The 15,549-nt window shown below is 64.8% G+C and carries 21 protein-coding genes; 7 read left to right on the top strand and 14 right to left on the bottom strand.

Features of this window, described 5'->3' with window-relative positions:
* Positions 1-29 precede the first annotated feature (29 nt).
* A complete protein-coding gene (locus IT549_RS13430) occupies positions 30-653 on the top strand; it encodes a TetR/AcrR family transcriptional regulator (protein WP_292974011.1) in 624 nt (207 codons plus the stop codon).
* Between the two features lie 133 nt (positions 654-786).
* Here IT549_RS13430 and IT549_RS13425 read toward each other — a convergent pair whose 3' ends face one another.
* The 7 genes from IT549_RS13425 to IT549_RS13395 all read right to left on the bottom strand — a co-directional run bounded on the left by IT549_RS13425 (position 787) and on the right by IT549_RS13395 (position 7,953).
* Complete coding sequence (locus tag IT549_RS13425; protein WP_292974009.1) at positions 787-1,992, bottom strand: MFS transporter; 1,206 nt, start codon at positions 1,990-1,992, stop codon at positions 787-789.
* Positions 1,989-3,212, bottom strand: coding sequence for an MFS transporter (locus IT549_RS13420; RefSeq protein WP_292974008.1), 1,224 nt, complete (start codon positions 3,210-3,212; stop codon positions 1,989-1,991). Before IT549_RS13420 ends, IT549_RS13425 begins: the two co-directional genes overlap by 4 nt.
* An 11-nt stretch (positions 3,213-3,223) precedes the next feature.
* Positions 3,224-3,598, bottom strand: a complete 375-nt coding sequence (locus tag IT549_RS13415) for a limonene-1,2-epoxide hydrolase family protein (RefSeq protein ID WP_292974006.1) — start codon at positions 3,596-3,598, stop codon at positions 3,224-3,226.
* Between the two features lie 2 nt (positions 3,599-3,600).
* The gene (locus tag IT549_RS13410) at positions 3,601-4,776 is read right to left on the bottom strand and encodes a saccharopine dehydrogenase NADP-binding domain-containing protein (RefSeq protein WP_292974004.1); all 1,176 of its coding nucleotides are present in this window, start codon (positions 4,774-4,776) and stop codon (positions 3,601-3,603) included.
* A gap of 246 nt (positions 4,777-5,022) precedes the next feature.
* A complete protein-coding gene (locus IT549_RS13405; protein WP_292974002.1) occupies positions 5,023-6,195 on the bottom strand; it encodes an acyl-CoA dehydrogenase family protein in 1,173 nt (390 codons plus the stop codon).
* Positions 6,196-6,361: 166 nt separating this feature from the next.
* Positions 6,362-6,916, bottom strand: coding sequence for a dCTP deaminase (gene dcd / locus IT549_RS13400; protein ID WP_292974000.1), 555 nt, complete (start codon positions 6,914-6,916; stop codon positions 6,362-6,364).
* A 38-nt stretch (positions 6,917-6,954) separates the two neighbouring features.
* On the bottom strand, positions 6,955-7,953 hold the full coding sequence (locus IT549_RS13395; protein ID WP_292973999.1) for an NAD-dependent epimerase/dehydratase family protein: 999 nt from the start codon (positions 7,951-7,953) through the stop codon (positions 6,955-6,957).
* Between the two features lie 120 nt (positions 7,954-8,073).
* Here IT549_RS13395 and wecB point away from each other — a divergent pair, with 120 nt between their 5' ends.
* The 5 genes from wecB (at position 8,074) to IT549_RS13370 (ending at position 11,528) form a co-directional block, all read left to right on the top strand.
* On the top strand, positions 8,074-9,207 hold the full coding sequence (wecB, locus tag IT549_RS13390; protein ID WP_292973998.1) for a UDP-N-acetylglucosamine 2-epimerase (non-hydrolyzing): 1,134 nt from the start codon (positions 8,074-8,076) through the stop codon (positions 9,205-9,207).
* Positions 9,191-10,492 (top strand): UDP-N-acetyl-D-mannosamine dehydrogenase, encoded by a 1,302-nt coding sequence (gene wecC / locus IT549_RS13385; protein ID WP_292973996.1) that lies wholly within the window; start codon positions 9,191-9,193, stop codon positions 10,490-10,492. Before wecB ends, wecC begins: the two co-directional genes overlap by 17 nt.
* A gap of 87 nt (positions 10,493-10,579) precedes the next feature.
* Entirely contained in the window at positions 10,580-10,891 is a 312-nt protein-coding gene (locus IT549_RS13380; protein ID WP_292973994.1) for a hypothetical protein, read from the top strand.
* Entirely contained in the window at positions 10,888-11,283 is a 396-nt protein-coding gene (locus tag IT549_RS13375) for a hypothetical protein (RefSeq protein ID WP_292973992.1), read from the top strand. The genes IT549_RS13380 and IT549_RS13375 overlap by 4 nt, the downstream gene beginning before the upstream one ends.
* A 95-nt stretch (positions 11,284-11,378) precedes the next feature.
* Entirely contained in the window at positions 11,379-11,528 is a 150-nt protein-coding gene (locus tag IT549_RS13370) for a hypothetical protein (RefSeq protein ID WP_292973990.1), read from the top strand.
* Positions 11,529-11,540: 12 nt separating this feature from the next.
* Here IT549_RS13370 and IT549_RS13365 read toward each other — a convergent pair whose 3' ends face one another.
* The gene (locus tag IT549_RS13365; RefSeq protein ID WP_292973988.1) at positions 11,541-11,828 is read right to left on the bottom strand and encodes a DUF1330 domain-containing protein; all 288 of its coding nucleotides are present in this window, start codon (positions 11,826-11,828) and stop codon (positions 11,541-11,543) included.
* Between the two features lie 280 nt (positions 11,829-12,108).
* Here IT549_RS13365 and IT549_RS13360 point away from each other — a divergent pair, with 280 nt between their 5' ends.
* On the top strand, positions 12,109-12,690 hold the full coding sequence (locus IT549_RS13360) for a hypothetical protein (RefSeq protein ID WP_292973986.1): 582 nt from the start codon (positions 12,109-12,111) through the stop codon (positions 12,688-12,690).
* Between the two features lie 354 nt (positions 12,691-13,044).
* On the opposite strand, the gene IT549_RS13355 is transcribed toward IT549_RS13360, so the two are convergent.
* The 6 genes from IT549_RS13355 to IT549_RS13330 all read right to left on the bottom strand — a co-directional run bounded on the left by IT549_RS13355 (position 13,045) and on the right by IT549_RS13330 (position 15,547).
* A complete protein-coding gene (locus tag IT549_RS13355; RefSeq protein ID WP_292973984.1) occupies positions 13,045-13,347 on the bottom strand; it encodes a DUF1294 domain-containing protein in 303 nt (100 codons plus the stop codon).
* A gap of 13 nt (positions 13,348-13,360) precedes the next feature.
* Positions 13,361-13,927, bottom strand: coding sequence for a hypothetical protein (locus IT549_RS13350; RefSeq protein WP_292973982.1), 567 nt, complete (start codon positions 13,925-13,927; stop codon positions 13,361-13,363).
* Positions 13,928-14,206: 279 nt separating this feature from the next.
* Positions 14,207-14,731, bottom strand: a complete 525-nt coding sequence (locus tag IT549_RS13345; protein WP_292973980.1) for a hypothetical protein — start codon at positions 14,729-14,731, stop codon at positions 14,207-14,209.
* 94 nt (positions 14,732-14,825) lie between these two features.
* Positions 14,826-15,059 (bottom strand): hypothetical protein, encoded by a 234-nt coding sequence (locus tag IT549_RS13340; RefSeq protein ID WP_292973978.1) that lies wholly within the window; start codon positions 15,057-15,059, stop codon positions 14,826-14,828.
* Between the two features lie 4 nt (positions 15,060-15,063).
* Positions 15,064-15,321, bottom strand: a complete 258-nt coding sequence (locus IT549_RS13335; protein ID WP_292973976.1) for a DUF2442 domain-containing protein — start codon at positions 15,319-15,321, stop codon at positions 15,064-15,066.
* The gene (locus IT549_RS13330) at positions 15,305-15,547 is read right to left on the bottom strand and encodes a DUF4160 domain-containing protein (protein WP_292973974.1); all 243 of its coding nucleotides are present in this window, start codon (positions 15,545-15,547) and stop codon (positions 15,305-15,307) included. The genes IT549_RS13335 and IT549_RS13330 overlap by 17 nt, the downstream gene beginning before the upstream one ends.
* Between the last annotated feature and the right edge of the window lie 2 nt (positions 15,548-15,549).

The raw sequence follows: 15,549 nt of genomic DNA, 5'->3' as shown, positions 1-15,549 counted from the left end.
TGACCAAACAGTCAAGAGGAGTTTCGTTCGTGGCTTCCGCTGCCCTTCATCCCCGTGCCGCGCGAACCCGCCAGGCCTTGCTGGCCGCCGGGTTCGAACTGCTGGCCGAACGCCCGATCGACGCGATCGCGATTGATGAGGTGGTGGCCCGCGCCGGGGTGGCCAAGGGCAGCTTCTTCAACCACTTCACCGACAAGCCCGGTTTTGGCCATGCAGTGGCCGAAGCGGTCCGGGCCGAACTCGAAGGGCGGGTCGAGGCCAGCAATGCCGGGGTCGAGGATCCGGTGCTGCGGCTGGCTGGCGGGATGCGCGAAGGCGTGCGCTTTGCACTGAGCGAGCGGACCCATGCGATTGTCATGCTGCGCGGGCTCGATGCTTCGACCGCGATCGATCACGAACTCAACCGCGGGATCCGCGCCGATATCGAAGCGCTGGTCGCCGCCGGCCTGGCCCGGCGCGAGGCGGAGACCAGCGGGGTCCGGTTCTGGCTGGGGCTGTGCCAGGTGGCGATGCTCAACGTGATCGAGCGCCGCCATAACCGCGCCGAAGCAGCGCTGCGGCTGTGCGAAATGCTGGTGCTGGGGCTGACCGGGCTGGGCGTTCCGGAGGATCGCGCCAGCGCCGCCGCACATGAAATTGCGGGAGGGCTTTAGTCTCTGTTTCAGCCAGGCTGAAACAGTGCAACACCGGCCCACTCCCCCGGCCCGACCACCCATAGGGTACGATCAACGGGTGGTCGGGCCGGGGGAGTAGGCCGGTGTTGACTGCATACAAGTGGAACTTGCTCTAGGCCTCGCGGCGCAGGTTGACCGGCAGGAACAGCATGGTTGACAGAGCCAGCAGGCAAACCGCGCCCAGCTGGATCGGGGCATAGCTGCCCAGGTAGTCGTAAGTGAAGCCGAACAGCGTGATGCCGATCGCAGTGCCGATCCAGCCGAAGCCGACCAGTGTCCCGAACACCGTGCCATAATTGTTCACGTCGAACCGGTGGGCGATGAAGTAGGCGAAGATATCGACCTCCGCTCCTTGCAGCACTCCGATCATCACGCAGGCCAGCAGGATCGGCCAGGTCAGCCCGCTGTCGCCAAGGAAGATCAGGAACCCGGTGGCGGGCAGCAGGGTCATGATCACCGCGACGCGCCGCGGATCGAACCGGTCGAGCGCGATCCCGCCGAACAGCTTGCCGCCGAATTGCCCGGCAGCGAACAGCGAAAGCCCGAAAGCCGCCGTCCGGGCCGAGATCTGTTCGTCCTGGACCATTGGCGAGAGCTGGCTGATCGTGCCCGAAACGCTGATCGAGGCGAGCATGCTGGCGCCGACCAGCAGCCAGAAATCCCGTTCTTTCAGGAAGGCGTTGCGGTTTGGATCCGATCCCGATTTCAATGGCGCTGTCCGTGCCAGCACCGCTTTGCGCGGCATCAGCACCAGCACCAGCGGCAGTCCGATCGCACAGGCGATCAGCGCCAGCGTGGCAAAGCCGGTGCGCCAGCCCTGCTGGCCAATCACCTCTTGCAGGAAGGGCGGGACCAGCATGGTCGAGATCGACACGCCGACCGCCACCAGCCCCAGCGCCATGCCGCGATACTTGCGAAAATGGGCACTGACCGGCCGGGTGATCAGGACCGACGAAGTCCCCCCGCCGATGAATCCGGCCAGCGCGACGGCCGTGGCCAGGCTGGCCAGTCCGGTCACCGCCTTGGCCAGCGAAAGCTCGATCACCGCCAGGCCCAGGCTGCCGGCGACAAAGGTCAGGTGAAAGCCGATCCGGTCAACGATCCGGCCGATCACCGGCGCACCGATCGCGGCGGTGATGATCAGCGCCTGGACCACGCCGATCTCACCCCGGCTGAGCTTGAACTCCTGTGCGATCGGGATCAGGAACATCGAGAAGGTGAAGAACATCAGCGAAATGCCGGTGCCATTCGCCGTGGCCATGGCCGCAACGATCCGCCAGCCGACGTGCCATTCGCTGTCGCGCGGAAACAGGCTCATGCCGGATCAACCTTTTTTGGCAGCGAAATCGCCAGCAGCAGCAGCGATGACAGCACCAGGCAGCCGATCGCCACACCCTGGGCCGGGGCATAGCTGCCGAAGTGGTCATAGGTCTTGCCCATGCCCAGCAGCCCGCCGACATTGCCGATCCAGCCCAGCCCGACCAGCGCGCCATAGATCGCGCTGTAATGGGCCAGTTCGAACCGGCGGGCGACGAAATAGGCGAAAATGTCGATCTCGGCACCTTGCTGGATGCCAATGATCGTCACCGCCAGCATGATCGCCGGGGCCATATTCGCCGCGGTCAGCAGGACCACGAAGCCTATTGCGGGCAGCAGGGTGAGCAGGAAGGCGGCGTAGCGCGGATCGATCCGGTCGAGCAGCCAGCCGCCGCCCAGCCGGCCGATGAAAGTCCCGGCCGAAAAGAACGACAGCGCCAGCGCGGCGGTGGCCGCATCAAGCCCGGCGTCCTGCACCATCGGGGCCAGCTGGCTTGCCGCGCCGGCAGTGGCCAGGCTCATCGTGATCAAGGCCAGCGCCAGCAGCCAGAAATCGCGCTCGCGCAGGAACCGGCGGTCGGTTGGCGTGGAAGCGGCCGCGGGCTTGCCGATCCCGCTGCCGGCCCGCCCGCCATCTGGCACCAGCAGCAGCACCGCAGGAATCCCGGCGAAGATCGAAACCATCGCCATGCCGAAAAAGGCACCGCGCCAGCCCCACAGTTCCAGCACCAGGTTGATCAACGGCGGGGCCATGATCGCCAGCACCGAAACCCCCACTGCCATCAGGCCCAGCGCCAGTCCGCGATGCTCCTTGAAATGGGCGTTGATCGGGCGGCTGAGCACCACGGTGCCGGTGCCTGCACCCAGCAGCCCGACCAGGGCGATCGTCAGCCCCATGTCGAACAGGCTGTTGGCGAACAGCGAAGCCCACAGGTGGATTGCTGCCACTGCCAGAGCGCAGGCGGCATAGATCCGCTTCACGCCGAACATGTCGGTCATGCGTCCGATCAGTGGTGATCCGATCGCGGCGGTGATGATCAGCGCCTGGACCGAGCCCAGATCCCCGCGGCTCACCTTCAGTTCGCTGGTCAGCGGCAGGATGAAGATCGAAAAGCTCAGGAACAGCAGGGAAACGCCAGCGGCGATCCCGATCGAGCAGCCCAGGATGATCTTCCAGCCCTGGCGGAATTCGCCCGTCAGTCCGGGCCATGCGAATGTCATCGATTCCGTGCCTAGCCTGCCAGCGCCTTCATGTAGGTGCCCATATCGAAATAGTCGCGCCAGACCCTGATCTTGCCCTGCTCCATTTCGAACACCCCGCAGCACGGCAGCTCGATCTGCTTGCCATCGGGCGTGACGGTCCGATCGACCCGCTCGGCGATCACCAGATCGCCGGATTCGACCAGGTTGAGCACTTCCCACTCGGTGCTGGCCCAGCCGGAAATGAACCCGGTGATGAAGGGGCGCAGCGCGTCGTGCCCGCTGACCGGAGCGATCGGCATGTTGTAATAGGTGCCATCGGGCGTGAAATAGCCCACCAGCTCCTCGACATCGAGGCGCGACCAGGCGGCGATGAACGCACGCACAACCTCGGCGTTGGTGGCCATGGCTAGTCCTCTACCGCAAAGCTGATTTCGGCGTGTTTGCGCAGCCGTTCGACCAGGGCCTCGCCCAGCAATGCGCCGGGGGTCGCCACCGCGCCCGCGGCCTGGCACGACAGCAGTGCGATCCCGGTTTCGGCGATCATCCGGCTGGTAGAACCATAGCCCGGATCATAGCGCCCCTTGACGCCGTAGCGGATCGTCCGCCCATCGGGCCATTCGCCCAGGAACAGCACGTCATAGTGCCCGTTCTGGCGCTCTTCGGGCGTGGGGCCTTCGCCGGGCTTGGGACCATTCTCACCGCCCATCATCGGGGTGGAGGCCATGTGCTTGGCAATTGCCTCGCCCTGATCGCCGGGGCCGGTCAGGACCATCTCGTCATACTGGAAATCGGCGCCATAGGGATGGCCCAGCAGCTGGTTGGTGCGGTGGACGTTCTTGGTGTTGATCGTTGCCATGATGAACGGTGCGCACCAGCTGCCCAGCGCCTCGTCATAGTTCGGCGCATCGCCGTTGGGCTGGGGCGGGCCTTCGAAACCCGGGGTCAGGCCAAAGGGGCTGACCATATAGGCGACCAGCGAATGATCCTGGCCCAGCGCCGCCATGGTGGCCTTGAGGCTGGCAGCCGTCCCGCCCGAAAAGCCGCCCTGCATCGCCCGGACCCGGCCCTTGACGCGCGGCGCGGCGCTGCCGTGGCGCTTCACCGCCTCCTGCTGCAGCATCAGCACGCCAAGATCGAACGGGATTGAATCGAACCCGCTGGAAAAGGCGATCCGCGCGCCAGAGCCTTGCGCGGCGGCATGATACTTGTCGATCATCTGGCGCATCCAGGCCGGTTCGCCGCACAGGTCGGCATAGTCGGTGCCGGCCGCAACGCAGGCCGCCAGCAGCGGCTCGCCATAGAGCTGATAGGGGCCGACCGTGGTCACTACCACCCGGGTGCTTTCGGCCAGTGCCTGCATGCTTGCCGGATCGTCCGAATTGGCGACCAGCAGCGGCACATCGGCGGGCGCGCCGATCAGGTCGCGCACTTCGGCCAGCTTGTCCGCACTGCGCCCGGCCATGGCCCACTTCGGGCCCTTCCCCTGATAGTGGTGCGCCAGGTATTCGGCGACCAGGCGGCCAGTGTACCCGGTCGCGCCATAGACGACGATATCATAGGGACGGTCGGCCTTGGCGGTCATGCGTGCTCTCCATTGCGCCCGAATCTGGTGCCGGGATCATGCGTGAGACCTGCATGAGATCGGTGGCAATGTCGAACTGATTTCGCCTGCCGTTACGGTAAGGAGGCTTCAATTCCGCTGGCGCGGAAGCAACACCGGCCCGCTCCCCCGGCCCGACCACCCGCTGATTGTACCCTATGGGTGGTCGGGCCGGGGGAGCGGGCCGGTGTTGCCCTGTTTCGGCCCCGCCAAAACAGCCAAACCTGATCAGAACCGGTATTGCCGGCTGGCCAGATCGAACATGATCTCTTCGCTGCCGCCGCCGATCGCCATGACCCGCACCTCGCGGTAGATCCGCTCGACCCGGCTGCCGCGCATGAAGCTGGCTCCGCCCAGGATCTGGCAAGCCTCGCGCGCGCAGAATTCCATGGTCTGGGTCGCCTGGACCTTGAGTAGTGCGAAATCGCCGGGGAAGGCCTGGCCGTTCAGCACCTGCCAGGCGCACTGGTCGATCCAGGCCTGGGTCGCCTGGATCCGGCGCAGCATGTCGGCCAGCTTGTGGCGGATCGCCTGATTGGTGACCAGCGGCTTGCCAAAGGTTTCGCGTTGCCGGGCCCAATCGAGCGCGTCCTCATAACAGATCCGGGCAAAGGCGGCGGCCTGCTGGCTCATCCCCAGCCGCTCGCCGTTGAAATTGCGCATGATCCCGGCAAAGCCGCCATTCTCGGGCCCGATCAGGTTTTCGGCCGGAACCTCGACATTGTCGAAGTGGATCGTTGCGGTGTCGCTCGAATGCCAGCCCATCTTGGCCAGCGCGGTGCGGGTCACCCCCGGCCGGTCCAGCTCGACCAGCAGCAGCGAGACCCCGCCGAAACCCGGCCCGCCGGTGCGGACCGCTAGCGTGATATAGTCCGCCCGCATGCCCGAGGTGATGTAGGTCTTCTCGCCATTGACCACGTAGCTTGCACCCTTGCGCTCCGCCTTGGTGCGCAGCTGGGCAACATCCGATCCGCCGCCGGGCTCGGTAATGCCCAGGCAGATGATCTTCTCTCCCGCCAGCACGTCTGGCGCGATCCGGCGTTGCAATTCGGGGCTGCCCATTGCCAGGATCGGCGGCAGCCCGATCCCGTGGGTCATCAGCGAAGCACAGACCCCGCCCGCGCCGGGGCGGGCCAGTTCCTCGGTCTGGACCAGACCGTGAAACAGGTTGAAGGCGGTGCCGGTGCCGCCGAATTCCTCGGGGTAGTTGAGGCCCAGGACGCCGGCCTGCGCCGCCTTGCGGTGCAACTCGCGCGGCAATTCGCCGGCGGCTTCCCACATATCGACATGGGGGGTGATTTCCTGCGCGACGAACTTGCGGACGGTATCGCAGACCGCCTCGTGGCTTTCATCGTAAAAGGGGGAGCGCGAACGCCACTGGTCGAACAAGGGCGTTTCCATGGATTGTCCCTCCGCAAGTTAGCGCATCACCACGCTAGCATATCTCGTCACCCCGGGCTTGACCCGGGGTTCGGCTTTTCTTCGGCTACGCTGTGGAAGGATGCAAGGTCGGAAAAGGCAGCCGGGCCCCGGGTCAAGCCCGGGGCGACGAAGCTGCAAGGGGAACCTACAACTTCGGCAGCGTTACCCCGCGCTGGCCCATGTATTTGCCGGCGCGGTCGCCATAGCTGACCTCGCAGGGTTCATTGCCCTGCAGGAACAGGAACTGGCAGGCCCCTTCGTTGGCATAGATCTTGGCGGGGAGCGGCGTGGTGTTCGAAAACTCCAGCGTCACATGCCCTTCCCATTCGGGTTCCAGCGGGGTGACGTTGACGATGATCCCGCAGCGGGCATAGGTGCTCTTGCCCAGGCAGATCACCAGCACGTCGCGCGGAATGCGGAAGTATTCGACCGTCCGGGCCAGCGCGAACGAATTGGGCGGGATGATGCAGCAGTCGGTCTTCATATCGACGAAGCTGTTGTCCGAAAAGTTCTTCGGATCGACCACCGCCGAATGGACGTTGGTGAAGACCTTGAACTCATCCGCCACCCGCGCGTCATAGCCATAGCTCGACAGGCCATAGCTGATGCACCCGTCGCGCTGCTGCCGCTCAACGAAGGGTTCGATCATGCCCGCGTGACGGGCTTCGTTGCGGATCCATTTGTCTGAGAGAATCGCCATGGATGGGTGATTGCCCATGGCGCGCCCTGCATCAAGGGTCAGGCCCCGTGATAGTCCCGATACCAGCGCACAAAGTTGGGGACACCCACCTCGATCGAGGTCGTCGGGGCATAGCCCAGGTCGCGGCTGATCGCGCTGATATCGGCGTAGGTTTTGTGCACATCGCCGGGCTGCATCGGCAGCAGCTGCATTTCGGCCTTCCGGCCGCAGGCCTCTTCCAGCAGGCCGATCACCTTCATCAAGGGTTCCGACTGGCTGTTGCCAATGTTGTAGAGCGCGTGCGGCTTGACCGAACCTCCGGCCTTTTCCGCGCCATCGTCGGCGGGGGCATGATCGAGGCAGGCGATCACCCCGGCCACGATATCGTCGATGTAGGTGAAGTCGCGGTACATGTCGCCGTGGTTGAACACCGGGATCGGCTCGCCCGCCAGGATCCGCCGGGTGAAGTTCCACATCATCATGTCCGGCCGGCCCCAGGGGCCATAGACGGTGAAGAAGCGCAGCCCGGTCAGCGGCAGGCGGAACAGGTGGGCGTAGGTTTCGCTCATCAGTTCGTCGGCGCGCTTGGTCGCGGCGTAGAGCGAGACCGGGTGGTCGGTGCGGTCCTCGACCGCGAAGGGCAGCTTGGCATTGCCGCCATAGACCGAGCTGGAGCTGGCATAGACCATATGTTCAACCTGGCGGTGCCGCGCGAGTTCGAGCAGGTTGACGTGACCCGCGAGGTTCGAGCTGACATAGGCCTGCGGGTTCTCGATCGAATAGCGCACCCCGGCCTGGGCGCCCAGGTGGACGATCCGGTCGATCTGCTGGCCATCCAGCGCCTTGGTCAGCGCGGCCATGTCCGCGAAGTCGAGTTCGTGGAAGGTGAAGCGGTTGCCGCCCGCTGCCGCCAGTGCCGCCAGCCGGTCACGCTTCAGCGAGGTCTGATAGTAGTCATTGACGCTGTCGATGCCGACCACCACGTCGCCGCGCGCCAGCAAGCGCTGGGCAAGGGCATATCCGATGAACCCGGCCGCGCCGGTAACAAGAATTTGCATTCTGGTTCCTTCAGGTCCGTTCGTCCTGCGGCTCCTCAGCACGAACGGGGTTGGGATGGCAGACAGCATTGACAGCAGGCTCTTATTTCATGGTTAACCCCTGGATGGTAGGGCGAAGAAATGACTGAACCGGCAAAGATAATGGTGGTCTTCGGGACCCGCCCCGAAGCGATCAAGCTGTTTCCCGTGGTGGCCGCGCTGCAGGCCGATCCGCGCGTGACCCCGGTGGTCTGCGTCTCTGCCCAGCATCGTCAGATGCTCGATCAGGTGCTGCAGATCGCCGGAATCGTTCCCGATTACGATCTTGACCTGATGAAGCCCGACCAGACGCTGGACGGGCTGACCGCCGCGCTGCTGACCGAACTGGGCAAGGTGATGGATGAAGTCCAGCCGGCCCGCGTGATCGTCCAGGGCGATACCGCCACCGCGATGGCCGGGGCGCTGGCGGCCTATTACCGCAAGATCCCGGTCGATCATGTCGAAGCGGGTCTGCGCAGCGGCAATATCTATCATCCCTGGCCCGAAGAGGTGAACCGCAAGATCATCGGCACGATCGCAGACATGCACTTCGCGCCGACCGATGTTTCGGCCAAGGCGCTGACCGACGAACAGGTCGATCCGGCGCGGGTGCATGTCACCGGCAACACGGTGATCGATGCGCTGCACTGGGTGACGGCCAGGATCGCGGCCGATCCCTCGCTCGCCGCCGGGCTGGCCGATCTGGAAGCGAAGTTTGCCGGCAAGCGGATCGTCGGGGTGACCAGCCACCGCCGCGAGAACTTTGGCGGGGGGATGGAGAACATCGCCGAAGCGATCCGCCAGGTTGCCGCGCGGAGCGACGTGGCGGTGATCTTTCCGGTCCACCTCAACCCCAATGTTCGCGCGGTGATGAACGCCGCGCTGGCCGGGCTGGACAATGTCGCCCTGATCGAGCCGCTCGACTATCCGCACTTCGCCCGGCTGCTCTCGCTGGCCGAGATCATGCTGACCGACAGCGGCGGGGTGCAGGAAGAAGCGCCGGCGCTGGGCAAGCCGGTGCTGGTGATGCGCGAAACCACCGAACGGCCCGAAGGCGTCACCGCCGGCACCGCCCGGCTGGTTGGCACCGAAACATCGGTTATCGTTACCGAATTGTTTAAGCTTCTCGACGATAAGGCTGCCTACGAACAGATGGCGCGGGCGCACAATCCCTTCGGGGATGGCCACTCCGCGCAGCGCATCGTGGAGCTGATCGGGAATGAAATCGGACGTTAAGCCTTCGGTTTGTGTTGTAGGGCTGGGCTATATCGGGCTGCCGACCGCAGCGGTCGTCGCGCGCTCGGGCTGCCAGGTGCTGGGGATCGATGTCTCACAGCATGTGGTCGATACGATCAATCGCGGCGAAATCCACATCGAGGAAGTCGATCTCGACGGGCTGGTGCACGGCGTGGTCGCGCGCGGGCTTCTGAAGGCCTCGATCGAAATGGCGCCGGCCGACGTCTTCGTGATCGCGGTGCCGACCCCGTTCGATGCCAATCACGCGCCCGACATTTCCTATGTCCTCGCCGCTGGTGAAGCGGTGGCCAGGGTGCTCAAGAGCGGCGACACGGTGATCCTCGAATCGACCAGCCCGGTCGGCACCACCGAAGCACTGCGCGACCTGATCGCGAAGCTGCGCCCCGATCTCAAGTGCCCCGGCCTGACCAGCGAGACCCCGGACCTCTCGATCGCCTATTGCCCGGAGCGCGTGCTGCCCGGCAAGATCCTGGAAGAGCTGACCAACAACGATCGCTCGATCGGCGGGATCACGCCGCGCTGTGCCCGCAAGGCGTTGACCTTCTACAAGCTGTTCGTGCGCGGGACCTGCGTGGTTACCGACAGCCGCAGCGCCGAGATGACCAAGCTGGTCGAGAATGCCTACCGCGACGTCAACATCGCCTTCGCCAACGAACTCAGCATCGTCGCCGACACGATGGGGCTCGACGTGTGGGAAGTGATCCGGCTGGCCAACCGCCATCCGCGCGTCAACATCCTCACCCCCGGCCCGGGCGTGGGCGGGCACTGCATCGCGGTCGATCCGTGGTTCATCGTCCACGGCGCGCCCGAACAGACCCCGCTGATCCGCACCGCGCGCGGGGTCAACGATGGCAAGATCCACCACGTGATCCAGCGCGCCGAAGCGCTGATTGCAGCCAACCCCGGCAAGCAGGTCGCCTGCCTGGGCCTGGCTTTCAAGGCCAACATCGATGACTTCCGCGAAAGCCCCGCCCGGCTGGTCGCGGTCACCCTGGCGCGCAAGTTCGGCAGCCGGATCAAGGTGGTTGAACCCTATGCCGCCGAGCTGCCCAAGGAATTCGCCGGGACCGAGGCCGAACTGATCGACATCGATACCGCGCTTGAGCAGAGCGAGATCCTGATCGTGCTGGTCGATCACGACCAGTTCAAGGCCGTGCCGCTGGCCGAACGCGCCCGCCATCTGGTCTATGACACCCGCGGGATCTGGCTTGACCAGCCCCGCGCCGATGTGGCTCCGGCCGACCGGCTCAAGCTCGCCAGCTAGGGTCAGGACCCCGCGCAAGAGCGGTTGACCTTCGCCAGGTAAGCGATCACACCGGATCCCGGTCGCGCGTTCATCGGAGGTTTCCGCATGTCCGCACTTATCCTCACTTACCAGCTCAAGGACGGGGTTAGCCCGGCCGATTTCGAAACCTGGGTCCAGACCATCGATCACCCGGCGATGCGCGGGCTGGCACGGGTCCGGTCTTTTGATACCTACCGGGTGACCGGCCGCCTGATCGGCGAAGGTGCGCCCGGCGTCCACTATGTCGAACTGTTCGATGTCCCCGATCTGGCCGGTTTTGCCAGCGAAGACATGGCCAGCGAAACGGTTCAGGCGGTCATGGGCCAGTTCATGGGCTTTGCCGAGGCGCCCGATTTCTACATTGCCGAGCGATTGTGACGCTCCACCCGCTCCGTGCCGCCTTGCCATACTGGGCGCTGGTCATGGCGCTGGGGCTGGTGCTGGGCACGCTGCGCGTGCTGTGGCTGGTCCCGCGCGTGGGAGAAGTGGCGGCGGTCGCGCTCGAACTGCCGGTGATGCTGGCGGCGAGCTGGCTGGCGGCGCGGCGGATCACGCTGCTGTATGGCATCCGCGCTGCGCCAGAGGCGCTGGTGATGGGCGCCGCCGCGTTCGTGCTGGTGCTGCTGGCCGAGCTGGCACTGGCCTGGGGGCTTTCGGCGCAGGCCCCGCTGGCCTGGGCGCGCAGCCTTACCACTCCGCCGGGCGCGCTGGGGCTGGCCGGGCAGGCGCTGTTCGCGCTGATGCCGCTGCTGGCCCGGCCGCGGGGTTGAGCGTTTAACCATCCGCTAACCAATTCACGCCAGAATCCCGCCCTGGCCGGACCGGAGGCTATAGTGCCGCCGGGGCCAAGCGAAAGGTCCTGCCGATGCAGACCGAAGCAGACCCGCCGCGCGGCGCTGATCGCCGCGGTGAAGATCGACGTAAGGCGCAGGTATCACCCTTGCCGTTCCCCGATCGCCGTCAGGGCGAGCGCCGCAGCGGGCAGGACCGGCGCAGCGGACCCCGCAACGGCTGACTCCTCCGGCGCCTAGAGCCCCTGGGTGATGAACACCCGGTAATCCGCCCCCTGAAAGCGCAGCTTGCGCGCCTCCTGATAGGCGGGCGAGGCATACCAGGCCCGCGCGGCGTCCATATCGGGAAATTCGATCATCACGCAGCCCGCCGCCTCGGGCCCTTCCAGCGTCTCGATCGGGCCGTAATAGGCCAGCGGCTTGCCTGGATGCCCGCCCAGCGACGGCCCGGCCTTGGCCGCATAGTCGGCCATGGCTGCGGCATCGTGCTCGCGTTCCTTGATGAAGACGATGTAGGCGCTCATTCCGGTCTCTCCGCTCTCCAAATCCAACCGCGATCATGCCGCACCGCGCGGCCAAGGCAAGCCGAATGGACACAGTGGACACAGTCCAAAACCATTTTTCCGCCGCGGCCCCGGCAGGGGTCTGAAAGCGGACGGGATCGGGGCTGCACATCGCCAAGGGCAAGCCAGATTGCGGCGAAGTAGGAAAGAGGTCCTGCATTTGCCGCGCCATTTGGCGTGAGCCAGATCACGGCACGGCCCGCTCGGTTCAGACAGGATTTGTCGCAGGGAGGCTGTGACCATGTCCGAAACCATCGCACAACGGCAACCGGCGAGGCTTGCCCTGACCGATTTCATCACCGAACTGAAGGGCGAGTACGAAGGCTGGTATGTCAAAGCGACACGGCGGACCTACAAGTGGTATGCCGGTCTGCAAGTTCTTGTTCTGCTGTCCAGCTTCGTCACTGCGGTCATCTCGGCAACGATCTCAAAGGAGATGTTCGATGGCTGGGGCAAGGCCGTCCTGATCTGTCTGCCAATGATTGGCGGGCTGGCCGCCGGTGTGATCTCGCAGTTCAAACTCTATGACATGTGGCGGCTGCGCGAAGATGGTCGGCTTGCATTCCAGGAACTGGTCAGCGAAGGACGTTGCCGGCTCGCCGGAGCCAGGGACGAGGCCGATTGCAATAGTATCCATCTTGATTTGCACAAGCGGGCCCAGGCTGCCGAACGCGCTCAGGCGGGCGGATTTTTCGGCTTCTTTTCGGCTGCCACCATCGCTGAATTCCGCAATGCGCCGGTTGCCACGGATAGAGCGGGAAAGCCGGCGAAGCCGGCCAGGACCGTACATCCGGCAAAGCCAAAGCAACCAGGGAAGGGGTGACCGATGGAAGTGCGTGATGGCGATTTCGGCGGCCGCGCGTTGGGGGCCATGGCGGTCGATCAGCTTGGCCGGCTGGTGCTGGAACGGCAAAAGACCCGCCGGTTGCTGATCGCGGCCTCCTGCCTGCTGTTCGGCGTGGCCGCGCTGCTAGTGGTTTTCGCGCCGGCAGGGCGCGAAGGGCTGGCCATGGTGCTGGGTGCGGTTATGCTGGTCTTTGCGCTTGGCGCGATCGGAGTGGCGAGCTTCCGGATCCGGTTGCCCGGTGCCGCGATCGACGCCGGGCAGCTCGATCCTGCCGCTGTGCAGCCGCTCGACAGCTTTCCCGACAGCGGCGATATCCTGCCTGAACCCGGGTCAACCCTGCCAGAGCGGCCGCCCCAGCCACCAGCCCAGCACCGCCACCTGCAGCACGGTGATCGCGTGGAGCTGGAACGAGAAGGGCTGCTTGCGGGTCTTGTGGCGAAACAGCGCCCGCCCGGCATAGGCGCCCAGGGTGCCGCCCAGCAGCGCCAGCCCCAGCAGGGTCGATTCCGCAATCCGCCAATGCCCGGCCTCGGCCCGGGCCTTGTCGATCCCGAACGCGGCAAAGGCGATGAAGTTCAACGCGATCAGCGCGGTGGCAAGGTTCGCCGGGGTGACGTGCTGGGTGAGGGGCATCATTGGTGCGGCATCAAACCGGCGGGCATTTCAACGCCTTCTTCGGGTCGGTCAGCAGCGACAGCTCGCGCGCTTCGCGGACCGCGCGGATGCGGTTCTCGTCGAAGGCCACCAGCCAGGTCGAATTGTCGCTGTCCCAGTGCGGGTCGGGGATCTCGGTGGGCATCAGCATGGCGTCGGTCTCATAGCGGACCAGCTGCCAGGTCTCGCGCCGCAGGACGATCACATAAAGCGCCTGATCCTTGCGATGGCCCGCGCCCTGCGCCAGTGGCCAGATCCCGCCGAGCGCGGCCGGCAGGCGATCGGGCTTGCCATTGGCCTCGCGCAGCGCCTTCGCCAGCACCGGCTCCTCGGCAAGGTCCACTTCGCCCAGTGCGTCGGTGTAGAAGAAATGGAACCGGGCCGCGTGGTCACCCCGGGGCTTGCCCGCGTTGATATCCGCCACCAGCTGCAGGACGGCAGGGCAGGCCGACTGCGGATCATGCGGCCGCGCAGCCACGACCGAAGTCGCCGCGACCGGGGCCGCGGCCAGCAGCCCGGCGGCCAGGGCCAGCCATGCGGAGATCATGCGGCGGGTCATGGCGGCAAGGCTAGGCGCAGGCGGCGCGGGGGGCAAGCGTGGTGGCGGGGCGGGATGCCGCGCTGAATGGGTTCACCCGAAGACACGAAGATGTAGCGCTTGGCGGCGAGGGTCTTTGCTCAGGATAGCCTGCGCCCGCTAACCGGCACCCAAAACCCTGCGGCGCAGCCGCTTTGATCGCCCGATAGACCAGACTTTGGATTAACGAGATGCCGTAGCCCTGGGCGGGACATCTTCGTGTCTTTGGGTGAGATTTTTGGAGGGTGCGTTGGATAGCAGCTACCTCAACGTCTCAAGCATCTTGTTCAAACCTGTCTTCAAGCCATCAATGTCGCATGGCTGAGCCAGTGCCTGCACACCAGACAAGGCAATGCTCTTCTGGTCAGGGAGGTCGGCTGCCGAAACGATGTGGAACTGCCACTGGCGCGGATTGCGGTGATCGGCCTTGGCCGGGTCAAACATAGGGTGCCAGGCAAAGACATAAATTGCGGCGGCTCGGCCGGGAGCTTGGATCCAGCTTGCTCCTTCCCATCGCCCGCTTCGTGCGGCGATGTCGAAGCGGCCTCGATTCGGTCTTGCCGTGCTATCATGCCAATCCTGCCGCGCCGCTGATTGCTTGATCTCCAGCCCCACACCGCCTGGTCCTTCGAAATCGAAAGACCCCCACCCATCGGCCTGCCAGCGCCATTCCGGCTCCAGCACTCCGGCAAGCATGGCTTCCACCAATGTGCCGCGAAATGCATTGCTGACCATAGGTTTGCCAACAAGCGCTTTGAGCAGGCGATCGCCGAGAGCGGGATCCATCATTTCGGGGTGAGGCCGGATTTATGGCTCGTGCAAAGGCACGGAAAGACTGCAATGGGGCGGGGCCAGGATCAGGCGCCACTGCCTGCGAGCCTCAGACAAGTTCCCAAATCCGACCTTTTGTCTTCTTGAGAAGCTTGCCTTCGTGCTGGAGCTTTTGAGCTTCCCAACGCATGGCGTATTGCCATGTGTAGAAAAGATCGCCGGAGGCTTCCAACTCTGCACGATGATTTTCCCAAATGTGCTTGGCAATGAGAGGCACAGGAGAAGGACCGAGATCAGTTAGTGCCTCGAACACCCAGCGCTTAAGGTCTTCGCGCGTAGCCATCTTCTTACTCCGCCGCAGCGAGTCTCGAATTGGTCATGTCGCCTCTTCCAGCCAGCAACCCCGCAATCGACACATCCTCGTCGAGCTCATCCCAATGGATGCCGTCGCGGCTTAGGAAGAAGGCCTTGCGAGCGTCGGGCTTGGCGTGGAGCAGGCGCGGAAACCAGGCAAGCGGGACGCCGATTGTACGGCCATCGTCGAGTTCGACCCACATGGAATGGTCATCAAAGCGGACCGCCAGCGGTTCAGGAGAAATAGTCATTCCACGCGCTTTCGATTTCCTCGCTGCGCTCCTCGATAACATGGATCAGATCTGAAAGCACGCGCGACGGAAAGCCTCTGTCATAGGCAAGCGAAACCTCGGGGCGCAGCCAGAACTTGGCCGTGTCGCGGCCCTTGGTGACATGGATGTGTACCGGCTCGAGCGGGTTGCCCTCATTCGAGAAGAAGTGAAAGCGATAGCCGTTCCAGTCGAAGACCTTCGGCATCC

This window comes from Novosphingobium sp. (genome assembly GCF_020852455.1).
In the GTDB taxonomy this organism is placed as follows: domain Bacteria; phylum Pseudomonadota; class Alphaproteobacteria; order Sphingomonadales; family Sphingomonadaceae; genus Novosphingobium.
This window is presented reverse-complemented; position numbering and strand designations above follow the sequence as displayed.

Excerpts from the sequence above, each read along its gene's own strand:
- IT549_RS13425 (WP_292974009.1), bottom strand. The coding sequence starts at position 1,992 with ATGAGCCTGTTTCCGCGCGACAGCGAATGGCACGTCGGCTGGCGGATC.
- IT549_RS13420 (WP_292974008.1), bottom strand. The coding sequence starts at position 3,212 with ATGACATTCGCATGGCCCGGACTGACGGGCGAATTCCGCCAGGGCTGG.
- IT549_RS13415 (WP_292974006.1), bottom strand. The coding sequence starts at position 3,598 with ATGGCCACCAACGCCGAGGTTGTGCGTGCGTTCATCGCCGCCTGGTCG.
- IT549_RS13410 (WP_292974004.1), bottom strand. The coding sequence starts at position 4,776 with ATGACCGCCAAGGCCGACCGTCCCTATGATATCGTCGTCTATGGCGCG.
- IT549_RS13405 (WP_292974002.1), bottom strand. The coding sequence starts at position 6,195 with ATGGAAACGCCCTTGTTCGACCAGTGGCGTTCGCGCTCCCCCTTTTAC.
- dcd (WP_292974000.1), bottom strand. The coding sequence starts at position 6,916 with ATGGCGATTCTCTCAGACAAATGGATCCGCAACGAAGCCCGTCACGCG.
- IT549_RS13395 (WP_292973999.1), bottom strand. The coding sequence starts at position 7,953 with ATGCAAATTCTTGTTACCGGCGCGGCCGGGTTCATCGGATATGCCCTT.
- wecB (WP_292973998.1), top strand. The coding sequence starts at position 8,074 with ATGACTGAACCGGCAAAGATAATGGTGGTCTTCGGGACCCGCCCCGAA.
- wecC (WP_292973996.1), top strand. The coding sequence starts at position 9,191 with ATGAAATCGGACGTTAAGCCTTCGGTTTGTGTTGTAGGGCTGGGCTAT.
- IT549_RS13380 (WP_292973994.1), top strand. The coding sequence starts at position 10,580 with ATGTCCGCACTTATCCTCACTTACCAGCTCAAGGACGGGGTTAGCCCG.
- IT549_RS13370 (WP_292973990.1), top strand. The coding sequence starts at position 11,379 with ATGCAGACCGAAGCAGACCCGCCGCGCGGCGCTGATCGCCGCGGTGAA.
- IT549_RS13365 (WP_292973988.1), bottom strand. The coding sequence starts at position 11,828 with ATGAGCGCCTACATCGTCTTCATCAAGGAACGCGAGCACGATGCCGCA.
- IT549_RS13360 (WP_292973986.1), top strand. The coding sequence starts at position 12,109 with ATGTCCGAAACCATCGCACAACGGCAACCGGCGAGGCTTGCCCTGACC.
- IT549_RS13355 (WP_292973984.1), bottom strand. The coding sequence starts at position 13,347 with ATGCCCCTCACCCAGCACGTCACCCCGGCGAACCTTGCCACCGCGCTG.
- IT549_RS13350 (WP_292973982.1), bottom strand. The coding sequence starts at position 13,927 with ATGACCCGCCGCATGATCTCCGCATGGCTGGCCCTGGCCGCCGGGCTG.
- IT549_RS13345 (WP_292973980.1), bottom strand. The coding sequence starts at position 14,731 with ATGGATCCCGCTCTCGGCGATCGCCTGCTCAAAGCGCTTGTTGGCAAA.
- IT549_RS13340 (WP_292973978.1), bottom strand. The coding sequence starts at position 15,059 with ATGGCTACGCGCGAAGACCTTAAGCGCTGGGTGTTCGAGGCACTAACT.
- IT549_RS13335 (WP_292973976.1), bottom strand. The coding sequence starts at position 15,321 with ATGACTATTTCTCCTGAACCGCTGGCGGTCCGCTTTGATGACCATTCC.
- IT549_RS13330 (WP_292973974.1), bottom strand. The coding sequence starts at position 15,547 with ATGCCGAAGGTCTTCGACTGGAACGGCTATCGCTTTCACTTCTTCTCG.